Annotated in this window: 22 protein-coding genes and 1 pseudogene; 22 read left to right on the top strand and 1 reads right to left on the bottom strand. The window is 63.7% G+C overall.

Annotated features, from left to right (window positions below; translation table 11 throughout):
- Window positions 1–91: 91 nt before the first annotated feature.
- From WHZ77_RS06700 to WHZ77_RS06805, 22 genes and pseudogenes are all read left to right on the top strand, one after another.
- Window positions 92–1,000 carry a flagellin gene (locus WHZ77_RS06700; protein ID WP_375312955.1) on the top strand — a complete coding sequence of 303 codons (909 nt, stop codon included), beginning with the start codon at window positions 92–94 and terminating at the stop codon, window positions 998–1,000.
- Between the two features lie 272 nt (window positions 1,001–1,272).
- Complete coding sequence (locus WHZ77_RS06705) at window positions 1,273–2,184, top strand: flagellin (protein ID WP_375312956.1); 912 nt, start codon at window positions 1,273–1,275, stop codon at window positions 2,182–2,184.
- Between the two features lie 277 nt (window positions 2,185–2,461).
- The gene (locus tag WHZ77_RS06710; RefSeq protein ID WP_375312957.1) at window positions 2,462–3,373 is read left to right on the top strand and encodes a flagellin; all 912 of its coding nucleotides are present in this window, start codon (window positions 2,462–2,464) and stop codon (window positions 3,371–3,373) included.
- Window positions 3,374–3,676: 303 nt separating this feature from the next.
- Window positions 3,677–5,305 (top strand): flagellar basal-body MS-ring/collar protein FliF, encoded by a 1,629-nt coding sequence (gene fliF / locus WHZ77_RS06715; protein WP_375312958.1) that lies wholly within the window; start codon window positions 3,677–3,679, stop codon window positions 5,303–5,305.
- On the top strand, window positions 5,302–5,991 hold the full coding sequence (locus tag WHZ77_RS06720; protein WP_375312959.1) for a hypothetical protein: 690 nt from the start codon (window positions 5,302–5,304) through the stop codon (window positions 5,989–5,991). Before fliF ends, WHZ77_RS06720 begins: the two co-directional genes overlap by 4 nt.
- A gap of 6 nt (window positions 5,992–5,997) precedes the next feature.
- Window positions 5,998–7,335, top strand: coding sequence for a MotB family protein (locus WHZ77_RS06725; protein ID WP_375312960.1), 1,338 nt, complete (start codon window positions 5,998–6,000; stop codon window positions 7,333–7,335).
- Window positions 7,332–8,525, top strand: coding sequence for a chemotaxis protein (locus tag WHZ77_RS06730; protein WP_375312961.1), 1,194 nt, complete (start codon window positions 7,332–7,334; stop codon window positions 8,523–8,525). Before WHZ77_RS06725 ends, WHZ77_RS06730 begins: the two co-directional genes overlap by 4 nt.
- Entirely contained in the window at window positions 8,522–9,850 is a 1,329-nt protein-coding gene (locus WHZ77_RS06735; RefSeq protein ID WP_375312962.1) for a flagellar hook-length control protein FliK, read from the top strand. The genes WHZ77_RS06730 and WHZ77_RS06735 overlap by 4 nt, the downstream gene beginning before the upstream one ends.
- Entirely contained in the window at window positions 9,801–10,382 is a 582-nt protein-coding gene (locus tag WHZ77_RS06740) for a transglycosylase SLT domain-containing protein (RefSeq protein ID WP_375312963.1), read from the top strand. The genes WHZ77_RS06735 and WHZ77_RS06740 overlap by 50 nt, the downstream gene beginning before the upstream one ends.
- Before the next feature lie 90 nt (window positions 10,383–10,472).
- The gene (locus WHZ77_RS06745) at window positions 10,473–11,705 is read left to right on the top strand and encodes a flagellar hook protein FlgE (RefSeq protein ID WP_375312964.1); all 1,233 of its coding nucleotides are present in this window, start codon (window positions 10,473–10,475) and stop codon (window positions 11,703–11,705) included.
- Window positions 11,706–11,739: 34 nt separating this feature from the next.
- Window positions 11,740–13,215 (top strand): flagellar hook-associated protein FlgK, encoded by a 1,476-nt coding sequence (gene flgK / locus WHZ77_RS06750; protein ID WP_375312965.1) that lies wholly within the window; start codon window positions 11,740–11,742, stop codon window positions 13,213–13,215.
- A gap of 3 nt (window positions 13,216–13,218) precedes the next feature.
- Window positions 13,219–14,265, top strand: coding sequence for a flagellar hook-associated family protein (locus tag WHZ77_RS06755; RefSeq protein ID WP_375312966.1), 1,047 nt, complete (start codon window positions 13,219–13,221; stop codon window positions 14,263–14,265).
- 69 nt (window positions 14,266–14,334) lie between these two features.
- Window positions 14,335–14,679 carry a flagellar biosynthesis regulator FlaF gene (flaF, locus tag WHZ77_RS06760; protein WP_168213321.1) on the top strand — a complete coding sequence of 115 codons (345 nt, stop codon included), beginning with the start codon at window positions 14,335–14,337 and terminating at the stop codon, window positions 14,677–14,679.
- Entirely contained in the window at window positions 14,679–15,098 is a 420-nt protein-coding gene (gene flbT / locus WHZ77_RS06765; protein ID WP_375312967.1) for a flagellar biosynthesis repressor FlbT, read from the top strand. The genes flaF and flbT overlap by 1 nt, the downstream gene beginning before the upstream one ends.
- Before the next feature lie 15 nt (window positions 15,099–15,113).
- A complete protein-coding gene (gene flgD, locus WHZ77_RS06770; protein WP_375312968.1) occupies window positions 15,114–15,533 on the top strand; it encodes a flagellar hook assembly protein FlgD in 420 nt (139 codons plus the stop codon).
- Window positions 15,530–15,796 (top strand): flagellar biosynthesis protein FliQ, encoded by a 267-nt coding sequence (fliQ, locus tag WHZ77_RS06775; protein ID WP_375312969.1) that lies wholly within the window; start codon window positions 15,530–15,532, stop codon window positions 15,794–15,796. The genes flgD and fliQ overlap by 4 nt, the downstream gene beginning before the upstream one ends.
- A gap of 77 nt (window positions 15,797–15,873) precedes the next feature.
- Window positions 15,874–17,955 (top strand): flagellar biosynthesis protein FlhA, encoded by a 2,082-nt coding sequence (gene flhA / locus WHZ77_RS06780; protein WP_375312970.1) that lies wholly within the window; start codon window positions 15,874–15,876, stop codon window positions 17,953–17,955.
- On the top strand, window positions 17,952–18,704 hold the full coding sequence (gene fliR, locus WHZ77_RS06785; protein WP_375312971.1) for a flagellar biosynthesis protein FliR: 753 nt from the start codon (window positions 17,952–17,954) through the stop codon (window positions 18,702–18,704). Before flhA ends, fliR begins: the two co-directional genes overlap by 4 nt.
- A 5-nt stretch (window positions 18,705–18,709) precedes the next feature.
- Window positions 18,710–19,129 (top strand): hypothetical protein, encoded by a 420-nt coding sequence (locus WHZ77_RS06790; protein ID WP_375312972.1) that lies wholly within the window; start codon window positions 18,710–18,712, stop codon window positions 19,127–19,129.
- Window positions 19,126–19,608, top strand: a complete 483-nt coding sequence (locus WHZ77_RS06795) for a rod-binding protein (protein ID WP_375312973.1) — start codon at window positions 19,126–19,128, stop codon at window positions 19,606–19,608. The genes WHZ77_RS06790 and WHZ77_RS06795 overlap by 4 nt, the downstream gene beginning before the upstream one ends.
- Window positions 19,609–19,647: 39 nt before the next feature.
- Complete coding sequence (locus WHZ77_RS06800; RefSeq protein ID WP_375312974.1) at window positions 19,648–20,160, top strand: flagellar biosynthesis protein FlgN; 513 nt, start codon at window positions 19,648–19,650, stop codon at window positions 20,158–20,160.
- A pseudogene (locus tag WHZ77_RS06805) lies at window positions 20,157–20,614 on the top strand (hypothetical protein). Before WHZ77_RS06800 ends, WHZ77_RS06805 begins: the two are co-directional and overlap by 4 nt.
- Before the next feature lie 189 nt (window positions 20,615–20,803).
- Here WHZ77_RS06805 and WHZ77_RS06810 read toward each other — a convergent pair.
- Window positions 20,804–21,574, bottom strand: coding sequence for a response regulator transcription factor (locus tag WHZ77_RS06810; RefSeq protein WP_375314668.1), 771 nt, complete (start codon window positions 21,572–21,574; stop codon window positions 20,804–20,806).
- Window positions 21,575–22,337: the final 763 nt, after the last annotated feature.

The raw sequence follows: 22,337 nt of genomic DNA on the forward strand, positions 1-22,337 counted from the left end.
GTCCAAAGGCATGATGCCGCCCCTCCGTACCGGTGAAAGCCCGGTATGTCCCCTCGTGAAAATGTAACGCGTACATAAAGGGACATTCGCAATGTCAAGCCTGCTTACGAACTCGACCGCCATGACCGCGCTCCAGACCCTGCGGTCTGTCAGCTCGCAGCTCTCCACCACGCAGAACCGGATCTCGACCGGCCAGCGTGTCTCCACCGCTTCGGACAACGCCGCCTACTGGTCGATCGCAACGTCGATGCGCGCCGACAACGCCGCGCTCTCCGCCGTCTCCGACTCGCTCGGTCTGTCGGCCGCGACCGTCGACACGGAATACACCGCTCTGACCACGGTCGTCGGCGACAAGAACGGTGGCTTGACCAAGCTCCAGGCGCTGCTGGTCGAAGCCAAGACCGCCGGTATCGACCGTGTCAAGATCCAGTCCGACGTCACGCAGATCCAGCAGCAGATGAAGAGCACCGCCGATGCGGCAACCTTCAACGGCGTGAACTGGCTGAGTGCGACCGCCGCGACGGGTACCGTCGACCTGGTGTCGTCGTACTCGCGCGTCGGCGGCACGCCTACCGTAGGCAAGATCACCCTGACGATCGCCAACTACACGCTCTACAACAGCGCCGGCAACACCGGTATCCTGGACAAGGTGAGCGGTACTGATTCGGTCGACACGATCGACATCTCCGCGCTGCAGGACAGCGTTCCGGCCGACATGACCAAGCTCGATGGCTACATCGCGCAGGTCACCGCTGCGATCAACACGGTCGCCAGCGCTGCCGCCGACCTCGGCGCCGTCAAGAACCGCATCTCGACCAACACGGACTTCGTGAAGTCGCTGATGGACTCGGTTGATCGCGGTATCGGCCAGCTCGTCGATGCCGACATGAACCAGGAGTCCACCCGTCTGGCGGCGCTCCAGGTTCAGCAGCAGCTCGGCGTGCAGGCGCTCTCGATCGCCAACAACAGCAGCCAGAGCATCCTGTCGCTGTTCCGCTAAGCCTCACGACAATCTGGGGAGGGGCCGCGCTTCTCGCGAAGCGCGGCCCTTTCGTTTGGCGTGGCGCGGCGCGCCCGCCGCAATTTCGCCTGCCCTGTTGCAGCCGGGCCACAGAGCCACAAGCCTCGCACAAGCTTCACGCGCTAACCTGGCTGCTACGACAGGTTGGGCCTAACCGCATTCGCGCCGCCCAAAGGCATGATGCCGCCCTGTCGTACCGGTGCAAGTCCGGTATGTCCCCAACTCAAATCAAGCTTCAAAGGGACATCAAAATGGGTTCTAGCCTTCTCACCAACTCGTCTGCCATGACCGCGCTCCAGACCCTGCGGTCCATCAGCTCGCAGCTCTCTACCACGCAGAACCGGATCTCGACCGGCATGCGTGTTTCGACCGCTTCGGACAACGCTGCCTACTGGTCGATCGCAACCTCGATGCGCGCCGACAACGCTGCGCTCTCCGCCGTCTCCGACTCGCTCGGTCTGTCGGCCGCGACCGTGGACACCGAATATACCGCTCTGACCTCGGTCGTCGGCGACAAGACCGGCGGCCTGACCAAGCTCCAGGCGCTGCTGGTCGAAGCCAAGACCGCCGGTATCGATCGTGTCAAGATCCAGTCCGACATCACCCAGATACAGCAGCAGATGAAGGCCACCGCCGATGCGGCGACCTTCAACGGCGTGAACTGGCTGAGCGCGACCGCCGCGACGGGTACCGTCGACCTGGTGTCGTCGTTCTCGCGTGTCGGCGGCACGCCCACCGTCGGCAAGATCACCCTGACGATCGCGAACTACACGCTCTACAACAGCGCCGGCAACACCGGTATCCTGGATAAGGTGAGCGGCACGGCGTCGATCGACACGATCGACATCTCCGCGCTGCAGGACACCGTCCCGGCCGACATGACCACGCTCGATGGCTACATCGCGCAGGTCACCACTGCGATCAACACGGTCGCCAGCGCTGCCGCCGACCTCGGCGCCGTCAAGAACCGCATTTCGACCAACACCGAGTTCGTCAAGACCCTGATGGACTCGGTTGATCGCGGTATCGGACAGCTCGTCGACGCCGACATGAACGCGGAATCCACCCGCCTGCAGGCGCTCCAGACCCAGCAGCAGCTCGGCGTCCAGGCGCTCTCGATCGCCAACCAGAACAGCCAGAGCATCCTGTCGCTGTTCCGCTAAGTCTCAAAACCATCTGAGGAGGGCCGCGCTTCCCGCGAAGCGCGGCCTTTTCATTTTTATGATGTACGCGCGGGCGGGCCATGAGCTCGGCCCGGCTCAATCTGTTGTGGTCCGGTCACAAAGCCGCAAGCCTCGCACAGCCTACGTGCGTTATTGTCGCCGCACGACAGGTTGGGCCTGCTTTTTCTGCCGCCCAAAGGCATGAGGCCGCCCTGTCGTACCGGTGCAAGCCCGGTATGTCCCAAATTTCAATCTGTTTCAAGGGGACGTCAAAAAAATGAGTTCTAGTCTGCTCACCAACTCGTCTGCAATGACCGCGCTGCAGACCCTCCGGGGCATCAGTTCGCAGCTCGCGACCACGCAGAACCGGATCTCGACCGGCATGCGCGTCTCGACGGCGTCGGACAACGCGGCCTACTGGTCGATCGCAACCTCGATGCGCGCCGACAACGCCGCGCTCTCCGCCGTCTCCGACTCGCTCGGTCTGTCGGCCGCGACCGTCGATACGGAATACACCGCTCTGACCTCGGTTGTGGGCGACAAGACCGGCGGCCTGACCAAGCTCCAGGCGCTGCTGGTGGAAGCCAAGACCGCCGGTATCGATCGCGTCAAGATCCAGGCCGACATCACCCAGATCCAGCAGCAGATGAAGGCCACCGCCGATGCGGCGACCTTCAACGGCGTGAACTGGCTGAGCGCGACCGCAGCGACGGGCACCGTCGACCTGGTGTCGTCGTTCTCGCGCGTGGGCGGCACGCCCACTGTCGGAACGATCACCCTGACGATCGCGAACTACACGCTCTACAACACGGCCGGAAACACAGGTATTCTGGACAAGGTGAGCGGCACTGCATCGATCGACACGATCGACATCTCCGCGCTGCAGGACAACGTTCCGGCCGACATGACCACGCTCGACGGCTACATCGCGCAGGTCACCACTGTGCTGAACTCGGTGGCCTCCGCCGCCGCCGATCTCGGCGCCGTCAAGAACCGCATCTCGACCAACGCCGAGTTCGTCAAGACCCTGATGGATTCGGTGGACCGCGGTATCGGTCAGCTCGTCGACGCTGACATGAATGCGGAATCGACCCGCCTTCAGGCTCTCCAGACCCAGCAGCAGCTCGGCGTGCAGGCGCTCTCGATCGCCAACCAGAACAGCCAGAGCATCCTCTCGCTGTTCAAGTAAGCGTCGGCCTTGAGAACGACCGTGCTCCCTTGGGAGCACGGCCCCGCCGTGAACGGCGGATGTGACGGCACATGATGTGCCCGTATTCGATCTCCTGACGCCAGGCCCCATACGACACGCCGCAGCCGATCGCGCTGCCTTGCGCTCGCACGACCACGTGTCGCTGCCGGACCAATCGCGTCAATAAGATTCTTGTAAAATTACAACGCCTCGCCTGCGAACTGCCACATTCGCGTTTGCGCGCAACCTTCAGACAAGGTTGGCAGCGGAGTGTCGCATACGTTCGCATTGGTATGAGGTCATATGCTGCTCAGTCGTGCGCAGGTACAGCAACTGCTCAATAATCTGCTGGAGCTTGGGCCGCGACGCCTGATGGCCTTGGGACTGATTGGCTTCGCCGTTCTCGTCACCGTCGTCGGCGGCGCGTACTATCTGAGTCGGCCTGAGTTCGAGACGCTCTACACGGGCCTCAGCCGCGAAGACGTGACGCGCATGGGCGCTGCTTTGCGCGAGCAGAACATCACTTTCGACGTCAATACGGCCGGCGACGCAGTCTCGGTGCGCCCGAGTCAGACCATGCAGGCGCGAATGCTGCTGGCCGAGAAGGGGCTGCCGACCAGCGCCAATTCCGGCTACGAGCTGTTCGACAAGATTGGCTCGCTCGGCCTGACCTCGTTCATGCAGGAGGTCACCAAGCTCCGGGCGCTCGAAGGCGAGATCGCGCGCACGGTGCAACTGATGAAGGGCGTGAAGGCGGCGCGGGTCCATATCGTGCTGCCGGTGCGCGGCTCGTTCCGCGCGACGCAGCAACCGCCCTCGGCGTCGGTCGTGCTGCGCACTGACGGTGCGATCGAGGCGCGAACGGCCCAGTCGATCCGCCACCTCGTTGCCGCGGCCATTCCGGGCATGAGCAAAGACAAGGTAACGGTGCTGGATGCCGATGGTTCGATGCTGCTCGCCGAGGAGGACGAGGCCACTGCCGCTCCGACCAAGATGGCAAGCCTTCAGAAGACGGTCGGCGGCATGGTGCAGGAGAACATCCGCAAGGCGCTGACGCCGTATCTGGGCCTCGACAATTTCGAGGTCAGCGTCGCATCGCAGCTCTCCACCGACAAGCGGCAGACGAACGAGACCGTCTACGATCCGGAAAGCCGCGCCGAGCGCTCGGTCCGCAACGTCCGCGAAAACGAGAAGTCACAAAACGCGGATCGCTCCACGCCGACCACGGTGCAGCAGAATCTGCCGGACCAGCAGGTGAATTCCGGCGGCACCAAGAATTCCAGCGAGGACAAGACCCGCCGCGAGGACGTCACCAATTTCGAGGTGTCATCCAAGACCACGACGACGGTAAGCGACGGCTATTCCGTCAAGAAGCTCTTCATCGCGGTCCTGGTCAATCGCACCCGGCTCGTCGCCGATCTCGGCGACAAGAGCAACCAGGCCATCGTCGACAGCAAGCTCGCCGAGATCAGCCAGCTCGCGGCGACGGCCGGCGGGCTGGACAAGACGCGCGGCGACCAGATCCAGGTCACGGCCGTCGACTTCATCGAAGGCTCGCGCGAACTGGCCCCGGTGCCGCCGATCAGCTTCGTCGAGATGATCAACAAGCAGCTCGGCAGCGTCATCAACGCTGTGACGATCCTAGCGGTTGCGTCGATGCTGGTCTGGTTCGGCCTACGTCCCGCGGTCAATGGCATCCTCACCCACCGTGCCCAGCAGGAGCAGACCGAGGCGGCCGAGGCCGCGGAGCTTGAAGCTGCGGCGGCCCTTGCCTTGGGCGACAGTCAGGACCCCGAGCTCAACCTCGTGGAGGACCTCGAAGGCAAGATGCAACGAACACCGCAGAAGCGGCTGGAGCAGATTGTCCGGCTCGATCAGGCGCAGGCGGCAGCGATCCTTAAAGACTGGATGCGACGCGAGGAGGCGGCATGAACGCGGCTATCGGAAAACTTCTGACGCAGTTCGACGCCAACGGTCGGGCCAAGGCGCCACCGCCGCCGCCGAAGGTACAGGACGTGCTGACAAGGCCGAAGGAGGTCCGGCGTGAGCCTCAGCCGCAGCCTCAGGCCCAGCCGCAGCGTCAGGCTCAAGCGCAGCCTCCAGCGCCAGAGGCGGAAGCTCCGTCAGCCAACCTTCTCGAAGATGCCTATCGTCGCGGCCATGCCGCCGGCATCGCGGAAGGCGATTCCAGGGTTGCCGAGGAGCGCGTCCGCAGCGCGATCCGGCTCGGCGAGGAGCGTTCCAAATGGTCCGACCAGCAGGCGGTCGCGATCGTCAACGGGTTCGAGACGGCCTGCCGCGAAATCGAGACCAACATCGCGAGCTCCGTCGCACGGATCTTGCTGCCCTTCCTCGCTGACGCGGTCCGCGACAAGGCGATCGAATCGCTGGTCGAACAGATTGCGGCTCTGACCGGCAATTCGCCGGTGCCGGTGTTCAAGGTCACCGGTCCGGGCGAACTGCTCGACCTCGTGCGGACGCAACTCGAGGCCAGCAGGCGAACGGGCATCCAGTACGAGGCCGCTGAGACGTTCGAGGTTCGGGTCGTGGCCGACCAGACCGTGATCGAGACGCAGATCTCGGCCTGGAGCGAACGCCTGAACGAGGCGCGCCGGTAGCCCGCCATGAATGAGGTCAAGCAAGAGCTGGTGATCATCCGCCGGCGCAGCGCCTTCGCCGAGGAGCCGCATCACGGCGGCGTCTGGAAGATCGCTTATGCGGACTTCATGACCGCGATGATGGCGTTCTTCCTGGTCATGTGGTTGCTGAATGCGCTCAACCAGGACCAGAAGCAGGTGGTTGCGAGCTATTTCAATCCGATCAAGCTCGCGGAGAACGCGCCCGCCCCGAAGGGCCTCAAGGATCTCACCAAGAAGGAGCCGTCCACGACCGAAGGCCAGGATGGCAAGCGCCAGCCGGCCGGGCCGAACGAGGAGCGTCGCGGCGATTCCCCGACGGCCGAGAAGCCGGCCTCCTACGAAGAGAAGATCCTGTTCCGCGATCCCTATGCGACCCTTGCGGAGATCTCGAACAGCGCGAACCAGGCCTCGGGCCAGCGTCGCGCCGGCGCGCTGACCTCTGCCGAAGAGGAAGGTCTCAAGGGAGGCGATGCCTATCGCGACCCGTTCGACCCCGGCTATTGGAAGCTGGCGCCGCAGACGTCCAAGGACGCGGACCGTTTCGTCGACAGCGAGCCGAAGCCGAACGCTTCCGCGCGCGACAACGCGTCCGGAACGGGGCAGGGCGAGCCGCAGGCTCGCCGCGCCACGCAGGACGATGCCGGCGGAAGCGTGGCTCAGAACGCCGATGCGTCGTCAGCAAACCTGTCGCCCCTGCTGCCGCCGGGACCTGCGCCGTCGCAGGCTCAACGCGACGGCAGTGCCCAGGCGAACGCGCAGCCGGGCGCTCAAGCCGGCGCCCAGGCCAATGCCGCCACGCAGTCGCGTCCCGGCGATGCGGCGAAGGAGTCCGAACAGCGCGACTCCGCGCAGACCCAGCAGCCGACCGTCAAGCAGCTTCAGTCCGCGATCGCGGATGCACTGTCGGACATCAAGGCCGGCGCGGGACCGGTGGCCGAGGTGCGTCAGGTCGAGGAAGGTCTTCTGATCAGCCTGACCGACGACGCGAGCTTCGGCATGTTCGCGGTCGGCTCGGCCGAACCGCGGCCCGAGCTCATCCGCGTGATCGACAAGATCGGGCCGCTGCTGGCGAAGCATCCCGGCATGATCATCGTCCGCGGTCACACCGATAATCGGCCGTACAAGTCGGAGAATTACGACAATTGGCGGCTGTCGACCGCCCGCGCGCAGATGGCCTATTACATGCTGGTCCGCTCCGGCGTCGATGCACAGCGGATCGAGCATGTCGAAGGTTACGCCGATCGGCGGCCGAAGCTGCAGAACGATCCGGCCGCCGCGCAGAATCGCCGGATTGAAATCCTGATCCGGGAGAAGCGCCCTTGATCAGGCTGCTCCGCCGTGCCGCACTGCTGTTGTTGCTGCCGCTCACGGCAGTCCGTGCATTCGCCGATCCGGCCCCAGCCCCGGCTCCGGCGCCAGGCGCGGGCGAGCCGTATGAGCTGGTGCGCACATTGCAGGCGGTTCAGGACGGCATAGCCAATGGCGACATGGCGGCGCATAGCGGCCACGTCGCGCTGATCCGGCAGATCGGCGAGAAATTTCTCGCCGCCGACGCCAGCGTGTGGAGCAATGCGCAGAACGGCCAGGCCGTCGTCATCTATTTGCTCAGCGGCGGCGGACCACAGCTGGTCCGCAAGCTGCCCAAGCCGAACGTCGACGAGCGGCTGTTCAATGGTGCGCTCGCCTATGTCGAGGGCCGCCAGGACGAGGCGCGCGAGCTGCTCAAGGACGTCAAGCCGCGCACGCTGCCGTCGGGCCTGGGTGGACAGGTGGCGCTGGTCCAGGGCGCGCTGTTCGCACGCTCCGAGGCAACGCTCGCGATCGAGCGCCTGGACGATGCGCGCCTGCTGTTGCCGGGTACGCTGGTGGAGGAGGCGGCACTGCGGCGCGAGATCCTGCTGATCGGGCAGGCCGAGGATTTCGACAAGTTCGAGTTCTTGACGCTTGCCTATATCCGCCATTACCGCAACTCGGTCTATGCCGGGGACTTCTGGCAGCGCTTTTCTTCGGGCCTGACGCAATCGAGCCTCGCGCTCGACGAGCGCCGCTTTGCGCGGATCGTCACCCTGCTGGAGCAGATCGACCGCGCCAGCCGCCTCAAGCTCTATTTCGCGATCGCGCGCAGCGCGATGCTGCGTGGACGGCTGGCCGTGACCGAGCTTGCCGGCGAGCGCGCGCTGGTGCTCAGCGCCGATGCTTCCGCGGATCGCGAGCGTGCGCATTTCTTCCGCGGGGTCGCGCGGGTGCTCACCGACGAGTACGACGGTGGCCTCGCCGAGCTGAAGGCGCTCGACCGGTCGAAGCTGCCCGAGCGCGATATTCCTCTGCTGAATGCAACGGTCCAGCTTGCGCTCGACATGCGCAAGCCGTTCGCGGGTGGATCCGCCGCCACAGCCGACAAGCCTCCGGTCACGCCGGCGCGTCTCGATCTCGCGTCGTCGACCGCGACACTCGCCCGCGCGCAGAAGCAGTTGGGCGAACTCGAACGCCTCACCAAGGATCGCCGTCCATGACGAAGCTCAGTGGAACCTCGGGACAGGTCTTTTCGGGGTTGGCCGAAGGCCTCAATATTCGTGGCACGTCGCGATCCGGCAAGAGCGCCGGAGCGAAGTCGTCGGCGGATTCATCGTTCAACGATCTGCTCCACACCGTCTCGAACCTCGCGAAGCGGGCGCTGAAGGACGACGGCGGCGACACGGGCGTGAAGGCGGCATCCTTGCGGACGCGCCTGGCGCACCCGACCGGGAAGGACAAGACGAACGACGAGACGGTGAACGAGCGCACCGAGACCGCCGACGAGCCCAAAACCGGTCATAAATCGTCCGACCAGAAGGTCGACGAAGCGTCGCAAACGCCAGGTCCGGTCGACTCCGCCCCGAAGGCGGACGTTTCGAACAGGTCGAGCATTCCCGCGATTGTCGGGCAGGAGCTGGCCGCCATACCGGTGGCGAAGCCGCAGACGCAATCGACGGGCGCGGACAGGAAAGACGCGCCCGCGCGCGACGCACGCTCGTCGACGCCGACGCGTGAGGTTCAGGCGACAGGCATGGCGAAGGTTGCCACCGCCGATTCCGCGCCGGGTGCGCGCCCATCGACCGCGGCTGCGCAGGCGCCGGCAACCGCGCTGCCGGACAACGAGGTTTCGTCAAAAGCAATGCCCGCGACGCAGGGTTTCGAAGCCGTTACCGCCAATGTCGAGCGCGCTGTCAAAGCCTCGGCACGGGATACCTTGCCCGAGACGACCAAGGTCACCGTGGTCCAGCAGGAAACCCATCTGCCGCCGGCGCAGTTCGGCCCCACGCAGCAGATCGCCAACGCGGTCGTCACCGAGCTCAAGGAATCGTCCGCGCCGACGGCGTCGGCCGCTGCAGATCTCGCCACGTCGCAGACCAACGCGCCTGAGCCGCTGAAGATACTGACCATCAATCTCGAGCCGCCGTCGCTCGGAAATGTCACCGTCCGGCTTCGCCTGGTTGGCTCGGAGGTTTCCGTCCACCTCGCGGCCGAGCGCAAGGACACCAGCCTGATGCTGGATCAGCAGCGCGACTCGATCCGCGATCTCATGCACTCCGCAGGCTATGTCGCCGACGTCGCTCCGGTCCAGCACGGTTCGCTGGACGGATTCCAGAGCGGTTCCGGGCAGTCGCAGCCGCAGCTCGCGGGCCAGCAGCAGCAACCGTCGTCACAGTCGCAAGGCTCGTTCGATGGCGCGAGCAATTCGTCCGGCCAATCGGACGGCGGTGCGAGGCAGGCCCGGCAGGAGCCCCAGTCCAACCAGGAGACGCGTCATGACCAGGACGTGGGCCCGCAGATTCGTCGCGGCCCTGTTTATCTGTAACGCGGGCGCTGCGGCAGCGGCGACCGACAATGCACGCCCCTGCGAGCGCGAGATGGCGCGTGCGTCCCAGCAGCACGGGATTCCGCTCGGCATTCTCTATGCCGTCGGCCTCACCGAGACCGGGCGGCGCGGTGCACTCTATCCCTATGCGCTCGGTGCCGACGGCCAGACCGTGTTCGCCAAGGACATGAACGACGCGATCGCGAATTTCGAGTCGATGCGGAGCAAGGGGATCAAGCTGATCGATCTCGGCTGCATGCAGATCAACCACTATTATCACGGCGACAAGTTCGCGTCGGTGCGGGCGATGTTCGATCCCGCCAAGAACGTGGAATATGCCGCGCGCTTCCTGAAAGAGCTCAAGCAGCGCGAGGGAAGCTGGACGATGGCAGTCGCCCGCTACAACGCAGGCCCGAACAACCAGCCAGCGCAGAAACGCTACGTCTGCCACATCGTTGCGCATCTCGTCTCGAGCGGCTTCGGCGCCTGGACCGACAAGGCGCGCTCGTTCTGTCAGCCGAAAACGACGTGACCACATGAAGTTGTGCATGGTTCCAAACCATCAGCCCCGCGCAAGCAAGAACCCTCATTGTAACTACAACCTTCCAAAGGAGCCCTCTCGATGAGCCTCTACGGCATTATGCGCACCGGCGTTTCCGGGATGGCCGCGCAGTCCAACAAGCTGTCGACGGTCTCGGACAATATCGCGAACGTCAACACCACCGGCTACAAGCGGGCTTCGACCGAATTCTCCTCGCTCATCCTGAAGAGTGGCTCGGGCAATTACGATTCCGGCGCTGTCGAGACGACCGTCCGCTACGCCATCAGCGACGCCGGGCATACGCAGTTCACCACGTCGAGCACGGACCTCTCCGTTCAGGGTAACGGCTTCTTCGTGGTATCGAACGCAACCAACACACAGCAGTACCTGACGCGCGCCGGCTCGTTCGTGCCCGACAGTCAGGGCAATCTGGTCAATGCTGCCGGCTACTACCTGCTCGGTCAGCCGGGCCTAGTGACCAATTTCTCGCAGAACAGCCTGGCGGGAATGCAGATCGTGAACATCGCCCAGGTCTCGCAAGTGCCCGTGCCGTCGACGGCGGGGACGCTCACGACCGGCAACCTTGACCCGAAAGCGGCCGTCATTGCCGGTCCGCCCGGCCCAGGCGCATATTCATCAAAGAGCTCGATCGTGGCCTACAACAATATCGGCCAGGCCGTGACGCTCGACGTCTATATGTCCCACACCGCGACGGCGGCGGGCTTGGACACCTGGCAGGTCCAGGTCTATGACTCCGCGACCGGTACCTCGCTCGCCCCCGCCACCACTTTCACCTTCGACACCACAGCAACCGGTAAGGGCGCGCTGGACGCGGCGAGCCCGACAGGTCTCACCGTGAACGTCCCCGGCGGTGCGGCGTTGACCATGGACCTGTCGAACATGACACAAGTCGGTACTGACTTCAGCTTCAAGGCGACCGTCAACGGCAGCACGCCTTCGGCCATCGACAAGGTCGATGTTGATGAGGCGGGCCACGTGACCGCCGTTCTCAAGAACGGGCAGCAGCTGACTCTGTATACGCTCATGCTCGCCGATGTCGCGAGCCCCGACAATCTGACGCCAGAGCCGGGTAACGTCTATTCGACCAACCAGAACTCGGGCAATGCGCAAGCAGGAAATGCCGGCACTGGCGGGCTCGGCACGATTCAGTCCGGCTCGCTGGAAGACTCCAACGTCGACCTCGCGGACGAACTCACCGGGATGATCGAGGCGCAGCGCGGCTTCACCGCCAACTCGAAATCGTTCCAGACCGGCGCCGACCTGCTCGACGTCGTCGTCAACCTGAAGCGCTGAATCCTTCAACGTTCATCCCGCTCAAGAGTAGATCATGTCCCTCACCGCTGCTCTCGACTCCGCTCGCGCGTCGCTCATGGCGTCGGGCATCCAGTCGTCGACCATCTCGCGCAACATCGCCGGCGCCAGCGCTGCCGGCTATTCGCGCAAGATCGCGGTGCTGGACAATCTTCCCGGGGCCGGCGTCTACGTGGCGGCCATCCAGCGCGCCGCGAGCTCCGGTCTCTACAACAACGTCTTGATCGCGACGTCTGCGTCCGCCAAGCAGAATGCGATCCTGAACGGTCTTCAGACGATATCCGCCTCGACCGTGGACGATCCCGAAACCGGGCAGTCGCCGACCGCCCAGCTCAACAAGCTGAAGCAGGCGCTCCAGCAATATGCCAACGCCCCGGACAACACCACGCTGGCACAGGCGGCGGTCACCTCCGCCAAGGACATGGCGACGGCGCTCAACCAAGCCACCAAGACCGTGCAGACGGTGCGCGAGGGAGCGGACGCCGACATGGCGACCTCGGTCGCGAATATCAATCAGCTGCTCACCCAGTTCGACAAGGTCAACAACGCGATCGTGAAGGGAACGATCACCGGTGACGACGTCACCGATTATCTCGACCAGCGCGACACCATCGTCTCGAAGCTGTCGCAGGAGGTTGGCGTCTCGATGACGCTTCGCGCCAACGGCGACGCGGCGCTCTATACCGACAGCGGCGTCGTGCTGTTCGACAAGCAGGCGCGCTCGGTCAGCTTCGCCGCGACCAACATCTACTCGCCCGGGACCACCGGCAACGCCGTCTATATCGACGGCGTCCCGGTCACCGGCGCCAATTCCGTGATGCCGATCAAGACCGGCAAGCTCGCGGGTCTCTCCGAGCTGCGCGACAACGCCACGGTGACGTATCAGAGCCAGCTCGACGAAATTGCGCGCGGCCTGGTCGAAACCTTCAAGGAGGTCGACCAGTCCGGTGCGGCGCTGCCGGACGTGCCCGGTCTTTTCACCTATCCGGGAGCGCCGGCGATGCCCGCGAGCGCCACCGTCTCGGTCGGCCTTGCCGGCCTGATCAGTGTCGCCGCATCGGTCGATCCGGCGCAGGGCGGCAACCCCAATCTCCTGCGCGATGGCGCGATCAGCGGCAACGTCGCATACCAATACAACACCGCCGGCAGCGGCGGTTTCTCGACCCGGCTGCAGCAGCTCATCGGCGGCATGGACGCATCGCAGCCGTTCGACGCAACAACGCAAGGCAAGCCGAACGGCAACCTGATCGACTATGCGGCGTCGTCGACCAGCTGGATCGAGAACCAGCGCAAGGCCGCGGACGATAACGCCACCTACCAGAACACGCTGCTCGACCGCAGCAACGCGGCGCTGTCGAACGTCAGCGGCGTCAACATGGACGACGAGATGTCCTTGATGCTCCAGGTCGAACGTACCTACTCGGCGTCGTCGAAGATCATCTCGACCGTCGACCAAATGTTGCAGAGCCTGCTGGCCGCCGTGGGGAATTAAGTCATGATGAGCGCCAACTACATCTCGACCTTGATGTTGTCTTCGTCGTTGAGGTCCTCGATCACGAACAATCAGGCCGCGTTGAGCAAGGCCTCCAAGGAAGCCACCACCGGCCGCTTCGCCGATGTCGGCCTCCAGCTTGGTGCCACGACGGGAAGCGACGTCACCCTGCGGGCAGACCTGAGCTTCGCCGATCAGCTCGTCGATACCAACGGGCTCGTCTCCGGACGGCTGGACATAACGCAGAGCCGCATCACCCAGCTCGGCTCGACCGCTACGGATTTTCTCAAGGACCTGATCGCGGCCCGCAGTACCGACGGTGGCGGGCGGATCATCCTGCCGCCTGCGTCCTCCAACCTGCAGGATCTGATCGGCGCGCTGAACGTCTCCTATAACGGCTCGTATCTTTTCTCGGGCATCAACACGCAGAACACGCCGATCACGGCCTACACCGCGGGCTCGGCCAGCAAAAATCAGGTGGATGCGGATTTCCTCGCGGCATTCGGCTTTTCGCAGTCTTCGCCGGCCGTGAGCACCATCACGCCGGCCCAGATGCAGACCTTCCTCAACACCACGTTTGATGCCGAGTTCGCGAGCCCGGCATGGAACACCAATTGGTCAACGGCCACCGACCAGGTCATGCAGAGCCGCATCTCCACGACGGAGATCGCCGATACCTCCGTGAGCGCCAACCAGACCGGCTTCCGCAAGCTCGCCGAGGCCTACACCATGATGGCCGATCTCGGGAACGCGAACCTGGACCAGGCGACGTTCCAGGTCGTCGTGGACAAGGCCATCGGCCTCGTCGGTAACGCCATCACCGACCTCGCTACGCTCGGCGGCAGCGTCGGCACGGTCCAGCAGCGGGTCACCGGCGCCACCGAAAAGCTCAAGATTCAGCAGGACATTCTGAACAATCAGATCGTCAAGATGGAGGCGGTCGACCCGACCGAGGCCTCGGTCCGGGTCAATACCCTGCAGACCCAGATCAAGACGGCGCTCGCGCTCACCTCGCAGCTCCAGCAGATCAGCCTAGTCAACTATCTCTGAGCCTCGGCTCCATTCGTAAGGCTCGTAACCTTTGTCGTGTTGTTCGGTCTCCTGCGCAGAGTGGTTCTGATGACGTTTGAAGCCTATGGATCGGTTGTCGACGATAGCGGCTATGAGGCGCGGGGCCGCGAGCGGCAGGCGCTCAGCCTCGGCATCGACCGGCTCGAGCGGCTCCAGAAGGGGCGCTTCAGCTTCGAGGACCTGGTCGAGAGCCTGCTCTACGTGCGGCGGCTGTGGACGATCTTCATCGAAGATCTCGCGCATCCGGAGAACGGACTTCCGGAGAAGCTGCGTGCCGACATCATCTCGATTGGCCTTTGGGTGGTCAAGGAAGCCGATCGGCTTCGCGAGGAGAGGTCGAACGACGTGGTGCAGCTGATCGAAATCAACCGCCTGATCCGAGACGCGCTTTAATGAAGATATCCCTGCGGGCCGGCGAACGCATCTACATCAACGGCGCGGTGCTGCGCGTGGACCGCAAGGTCTCCGTCGAGCTCGTCAACGACGTGATGTTCCTGCTCGAAGGGCAGGTCATGCAGGCCTCGGACGCCACCACGGCGCTGCGGCAGCTCTACTTCATCGTCCAGCTCATGCTGATGAATCCGACGGACGTTGTCGCCGCGGCCGCGCTCTATGGCGAGCATCATGCGGCGCTGCTCGCGGTTTGCGAGAGCCGCGAGATGCTCGACGGGCTCGCCGCGATCGACGAACTGGTCAAGACGACCCGGTATTTCGAGGCGCTCAAGCGGATCCGGGCGCTGTTTCCGGTTGAGGAGGCAATTCTGGCCGACCTGGCCGGCGCCACCGCCGAAATCCCATTCGAGGCTGCCTGACAGCGGAGAGGCAATATGAACGTCACCAGCGCAACCGATAGCACCAACAAGTCCAGTTCGACCGGCTCCACCACGACCACGGCGAGCAACTCCGTGGATTACAATACGTTTCTTCAGCTCCTCGTCGCCGAGATGAAGAATCAGGATCCGACCAATCCGATGGATACGTCGCAATATATGAGCCAGTTCGCCCAGCTCTCGACGGTCGAGCAGGCGATGCAGACCAATACCAAGCTGGATGCGCTACTGTCCTCGCAGTCGCTGTCGCAGGCCGACGGGCTGATCGGAAAGACGGTCAGCTTCACCGACTCGACCGGGAAAACTTTCTCCGGCAAGGTCGTTTCGATCTCCATCAACAGCGACGGCTCCGTCGCGACCCTCCAGGACGGCACGAAGGTGGCGGTCGGGCCCGGGCTCACGATCAGCCAGTCATGAACGAGAGGGATGCCCTCGACATCGTCCAGGCTGCGATCTGGACCATCATCGTCGCCTCCGGCCCCGCGGTCGGAGCGGCGATGCTGGTCGGCACCCTCATTGCGCTGATCCAGGCCCTGACCCAGATTCAGGAAGTGACGCTGACCTTCGTCCCGAAGATCATCGTCATTCTCGTGGTCGTCGCCGTCTCCGGCTCCTTCATCGGCGCGCATCTCTCGACCTTCACCGAGATGGTCTATTCGCATATCGAGCGCGGCTTCTGATCCTTCAGGTCATCGGCCACCACCCTCGCGTAAGCTTTGCACGGCAGATTGCGGGTCGGACCCTCTGCCGGTGAACCATGGCCGATACGTTAGCTGCTAGCCTGCCAAGCCCGCGCCGCTTCGGGGCGGATGCCTTTTTCGCCGGCGGGATCGTGGCCATGCTCACGATCCTGTTCCTGCCCATACCGCCGATCCTGATCGATCTCGGCCTCGCGGTCTCGATCGCGTTGTCGGCGTTGATCCTGATGGTCGCGTTGTGGATCCAGCGGCCGCTCGATTTCTCCGCCTTTCCGACCGTGCTGCTGATCGCAACGATCCTGCGTCTGGCGCTCAACGTCGCGACGACACGCCTGATCCTGTCGCGAGGCGGGGAGGGGGAAACCGCCGCGGGCCACGTCGTTGCCGGCTTCTCGAAGTTCGTCATGGGCGGCGACTTCGTCATTGGTCTGATCATCTTCGCGATCCTGGTCACGGTGAACTTCGTCGTGATCACCAAGGGTGCGACGCGTATCGCCGAAGTCGGCGCCCGCTTCACCCTGGATGCGATTCCCGGCAAGCAGATGGCGATCGACGCGGACCTGTCCGCGGGCCTGATCGACGACAAGGAAGCCCAGCGCCGGCGCCGGGAGCTCGAAGAGGAAAGCTCCTTTTTCGGCGCGATGGACGGTGCCTCGAAATTCGTCCGCGGCGATGCCATCGCCGGCCTGATCATCACCGCGATCAACATCTTCGGCGGCATCATCATCGGCGTCACGCATCACGGTCTGACGCTGTCGCGCGCCGCCGACGTCTACACCAAACTCTCCGTCGGCGACGGCCTCGTAACGCAGATGCCGGCACTGATCGTGTCGCTGTCGGCGGGCCTTCTGGTCTCCAAGGGCGGCACCAGGGGGTCGGCGGAGCAGGCCGTGCTGCGGCAGCTCGGCGGCTATCCGCGCGCGGTGTCGGCGGCGTCGTTGATGATGTTCGTGCTCGCCTTGATGCCGGGGCTGCCGATGGCGCCGTTCGTGCTGCTGGGCGGCGTCATGGCCTTCGTCGGTTACTCGCTGCCGAGGCGGCAGGCGGCGCGGGAGAAGAAGGAGCATGCGCGCAAAGCCGACGAGCGCGCCCAGGCCGATGCAAAGGAATCGGTCAAGGAATCGCTCAAGACCGCGGAGATCGAACTGGCGCTCGGCGGTCATCTTTCGGTCCATCTCCTGGGCTCGCGTAACGAGCTTGCGCATCGGGTCAGCAAGATCCGCAAGAAGTTCGCCAAGCAGTATGGCTTTGTCATTCCCGAGATCAAGCTGACCGACAATCTGTCGATGGATCCCAAGGGATATCAGATCCGGATCCACGACACGCGCATCGCCCATGGCGAGCTGCGGCTCGGCGAGGTGCTGGTGCTCGTCGACAAGGACGGCAAGCCCGACGTGCCCGGCGAAGAGGTGATTGAGCCTGCTTTCGGCATGAAGGCGCTTTGGGTGACGGAGGCCTTCACCGACGAGGTCAAGCGCCAGGGCTGCAAGCCGGTCGACAACCTGTCGGTGCTGCTCACGCATCTCAGCGAAGTGATCCGGGCGAATCTCTCGCAGCTATTGTCCTACAAGGACATGCGCGGGCTGCTCGACCGGCTTGATCCCGAATACAAGCGCCTGATCGAGGATCTCTGCCCCTCGCAGATCTCCTATTCGGGTCTGTTGGCGATCCTGAAGATCCTGCTGGCCGAGCGCGTGTCGATCCGCAACCTTCATCTGATCCTCGAGGCCATTGCTGAGATCGCTCCCCATGTGCGGCGGTCCGAGCAGGTCGCAGAGCACGTGCGGACGCGTCTTGCGCAGCAGATCTGCGGCGATCTCTCCGACAACGGTGTGCTGAATGTCATCCGTCTCGGCAACCGCTGGGACCTGGCGTTCCACCAGAGCTTGAAGCGCGACGCCAAGGGCGACGTCGTCGAATTCGACGCCGATCCGCGCCTGATCGAACAGTTCGCCACCGAGGCCAGTGCTGCGATCCGCAAGTTTACCGAGAACGGCACCAGTGTCGTTCTGGCGGTGACGCCCGAAGCCCGCCCCTATGTCCGGATGATCCTGGAGCGGGTGTTCCCGACCTTGCCGATCCTGTCGCATGTCGAGGTCGCGCGCAGCGCCGAGATCAGAGCTCTCGGAGCGATATCGTGATCAGCGGCCTTGCCGACAGCGTGCTGGTGACGTTCATCGTGTTCTGTCGCATCGGTGCCTGCCTGATGCTCGTGCCCGGCTATTCCAGCGTCAACGTTCCGGCGCAGATCCGCCTGTTCGTCGCGCTCGTCACGACGTTCGCGCTGACGCCGATCCTGATCGCAATCCTGAAACCTCTCACGGACAACGCTGCGCCGCTGACGCTCGCGCTCCTGATCTGCTCCGAAATCGTGGTCGGTAGCGTCATCGGGCTTGGTGGGCGTGTGTTCTTCCTCGCGCTCCAGACCATGGCGACCGTGATGGCGAGCGCGATCGGGCTCAGCAACATCCCGGGTACGCCGGTCGGCGACACCGATCCGGCGCCGGCCCTGGTGCCGCTGATCATGGCGTCCGTCACCACCCTGTTCTTCATCACCGACCAGCACTGGCAGGTCCTGCGGGGGCTGATGAACTCATATGACGTCTGGCATCCCGGCAGCAGGCTCGGCGGAAGCATGGCGCTCGATCTGCTCGTCAGTCGCCTGTCGGAGGCGTTCGTTCTGACGCTGCGCATCACCAGCCCCTTCATCGTCTACTCGGTCATCGTCAACCTGGCGGTCGGCCTGATCAACAAGCTGACGCCGGCAATTCCGGTCTATTTCATCTCGGTGCCCTTCGTGCTGTTTGGTGGATTCCTGCTGATCTACCTCACCAGCGACGAGTTATTGACGCAATTCATGCTCGGCGTCTCGTCGTGGCTGGCGGAGTGACGGCCATGACGTCGCGCGCGGACAAGCTCGGCCGGATGGTCTCGCTCGTGAAGCTCCAGCTCCGGCTGTCCGAGTGGCAGCTGGCGCAATTGCGGCAGCAGGAGCGCAGCTTGCAGGACGAGCAGGAATGGCTGGTCGGTACGCTGAACGAGGGGAATCCGCCGGCGGGCTCGTCGAGCGAATCGATCGCACGCCGCCTGAACAGGACGAGCGTTGGTGCGCGCGCGGTTCAGGCGCAGGCATCGCAGCAGCTCGACCAGGTCCGCTCGGAGAGCCGTCGTGTGAAACAGCTCGAGCAGGTCGCGAAGGCGGCGCTCGCCGACAAGCTTCGCGACGCGGAGAAGCGCTCGCTCGAGGAGATGACGGGAATAAGCCCTGCCGTGCGCGAGTGGACGCTGCGGCCAGCCAACCGGAACAAGACATGATCGTGACAGCGACGCCCGACCTCGTCCTCGACGTCCTCGATGCCGCCGATCCCGTGACGCAGCGCGCAGCGACTGCGAAGCTCGATGCGCTGAAATCATCCGACACCGATTTCGCCGCCACGATGGATGCCGAGGTCGGCAAAGCCAAGGCAGCGACCGGCGATCAAGCCGCGGCGAAGCTTGCCGAAGCGCAGTCGGGTGCGGTCAACGGGCCGCCCGTGCAGGTGATCAAGGCACCGGCGTCCGGAGAGGTGTACCGGAAGTTCGAGGCGTTCATCCTGCAGACCTTCGTCGAGACCATGCTGCCGAAGGAATCGGAGGAGGTCTTCGGCAAGGGCACGGCCGGCGGCGTCTGGAAGTCGATGCTGGCGGAACAGCTTGGTGCTCAGCTCGCGAAGGGCAAGGGCATCGGCATTGCCAAGCAGCTCGCCGCTGCGCATCCGGCGGGTCCGGATGTTACGGGCAAGGTCGGATCATGATCCGGAAATGGGCGACAGAAGTTGAGGGGTGAATTTCCAATGCAGGCACTAGAAGGCGCGGCGGCCGTGATGATGGAGCAGCCGGTCGGGGATACCGAGGCGATGACGACGGAGGCCGCATCGAGTGATGCGTTGCTGCCCGTGCTGCTGCCGAATGTCGGCAAAGAGGCGGAGATCGATGGCGCCGACGGGGCGAGATTCGACGAGATGCGCGGCCTGCTGGCGGCGATCCGCCGGCTCGAGAGCATCGTCGAGGAGGAGACGGCCGCACTCGCGACGGGCAAGAAGGTCGATTTCGACGACTTCAGCGCGCGGAAGAGCCGCAGCATGCTCGAATTCGTCCGCCTGATGCGGGCGCGGATGCATCTCGGCAGCGAGGTCGAGATCACCGAGGAGATACAGCGGCTGCGCGAGAAGCTCGAGCGAAATCGTTCCATCCTCGAAATGCATTACGATGCGGTGCGCGAGGTCGCGACCATCATCGTCAGGGCGATCAAGGACGCCGAATCGGACGGTACCTACACGGGTCGTACAACGCAGGACGGAAAATGATCAGACTCGTGCTGGCCGGGCTCTGGGTATGCATCCTCACCGCGGGCACGAGCTATGGCGTGGCCTATTGGAAGGAAAACGCACCCTGCTGCCGGCAAAGGACGAATTTCTCGACGGACTTCAGTACCAGAAAACACGCGCGCTGAGCGTGCCCATGGTCGAGGGCGGCGGTGTGCAGGGTTATATCGTGGCGCGCTTCGTCTACACCGTCGAGGCGCGGACCATGCACCAGCTCAGCGTTCCGCCGGAGCCGTTCGTCGTCGACGAGGCCTTCCGCAGGATCTATGCTGACGATCGCCTCGATTTCAGAAAGCTCGCCCGCTACGACCTCTCCATCCTCACGACTGCCATCAAGCAGCGCGTGAACGAGCGGATGCAGGCCGACGTCGTCCAGGACGTTTTGATCGAGGACTTCAACTACGTTTCGAAGGAAGAATTCCAGCAGAAGCCCTGAAGCGCTTTCGAGCGAGGCGGATACCGGTTCGCTTCAAGACGCGTCAGGACGAGTCTCTGGAGCCGTGGCGGCTACCGCGACAGGGCGGTAGCGGTGTTCTGCCGTGTCTGCTGCTGAACGTGCAACGGCCTCTGCGAAGGGTACTCCGCAGAGGCCGTTGTTGTCAGTTCGTGTCGGTGCCCTGCCGCGTCAGTTTCCGGCCGGGTACGCCGTCGGCGCGGCATGCGCCCTGTTCAGGAGGATGCCGACTTCGTCGAGGTCCTGCATTGGCACATCGATGGTCTCGCCAGCCGGGATGTTGATGCGGTATCCGACGTAGCGTCGGGCCACGATCGCATCGAAGCCGAGGCGGTCGCGGAGTTTCTTGCGCAGCTTGCTGACGTGGCTCTCGATCACGCTCTCGTCGAAGGTCGACTCGAAGATGCCATAGACCGCGTTGAAGATCTGCGTCTTGGTGATCCACTTGCCGTGGTTGCTGACCATATATTCGAGAATGCGCAGCTCGCGGCGGGGCAGGGTGAGGGCGTGGCCCGCGATCTCGGGGTCGCGTCCGTTGAAGAAGACCTGGATCCTGGTCTCGCAGGGCCTCGGCAGCTCTCCTACCCGGCGGCGCGCGATGGCGGCCGTTCGGGCGAGGATCTCGCGCAGGTGAATCGGCACGTGCACGACGTCGTCGACGCCTGATTCGAACAGCTCAAGCGTGTTCTTGAGCATTTTCTGGCTGCTCATGGCGATGATGGGAGCCGAAGAGCGCTTGCGCATCGCCCGCGGCAGGCTTCCGCGGGAATCGCAATCCCCGAGGAGGAACGCGTCGACCGCCGCCAGATCCGATTCACTCGCAGATTGCAGCCATTCCCAGAATTCTCCGGATGAGAATCCGATCGACGATACGCCTTCGCGAACAAGCCCTGCAACGTAGCTGTTCGTGACGCTCTCGCGATCATCAACGATAATATACATCAGTCTTCGCCCCTGTTTCGCACTTGTTGCGGCCGGCTGGTTGTTGTGATGCCCCGGCTCGGCAACGATGCTGTTTGACGACATTCCTTTCCCGCGTACCGTTATTATGGCTTCGATATTCGCGGGCAGCCCTACGCATTCAGTGCCTGCTTGCACAGGCCTGCTACTTCGACTCGATACTGAACGCTTACTGTGAGGCCCGGCGGGTGTCTTACGGATCACCTCGCGGAGCGGATTGAGACAGCGACCTAGAACAGTTGCGCCAAGTTGCTTATTCGAACGCTACTGAACTCTGTCGATCCCCTCGCCAACTGGCGAGAATCACTTGAATAGGACCGTAACAATTGCCGATTTCCGATCAAGCGCGCGCAACAAAGCGATTGCTATGTGTGTTTGATGCTGTTGATTCGTTTCGGGTTGTTTCTTTGTATATTCAATCGCATCAGTTGATTTGAAATCCGAACTAGTTTTGCACCTTGGCGGTCGTAAAGTTCCGCATCTCCGTATAATCACAGCTATTTTGGGTAGTGCCGCCAGTGACGTGCATGGAGGGGTTTTCAACCCCGAATTGACTCTCGGGTCTGTTTATCCACATGCGACAATTCGACTCATGTACGGAGTCGCGACTCCAGCTTGGCGAAATCTTGGCGAGTGTGTGTCTTTCGAGTCGCACTATCGCCACGTGCATGACGCTTTGGACTCATGTCGCGTCGCATTGCGCGTGATGAGAGGTTTTCGGTGCGCACGTTTCAGGCAAGCTTCG

This window comes from Bradyrhizobium sp. A5, from assembly GCF_042076515.1.
Taxonomy (GTDB): domain Bacteria; phylum Pseudomonadota; class Alphaproteobacteria; order Rhizobiales; family Xanthobacteraceae; genus Bradyrhizobium; species Bradyrhizobium cosmicum.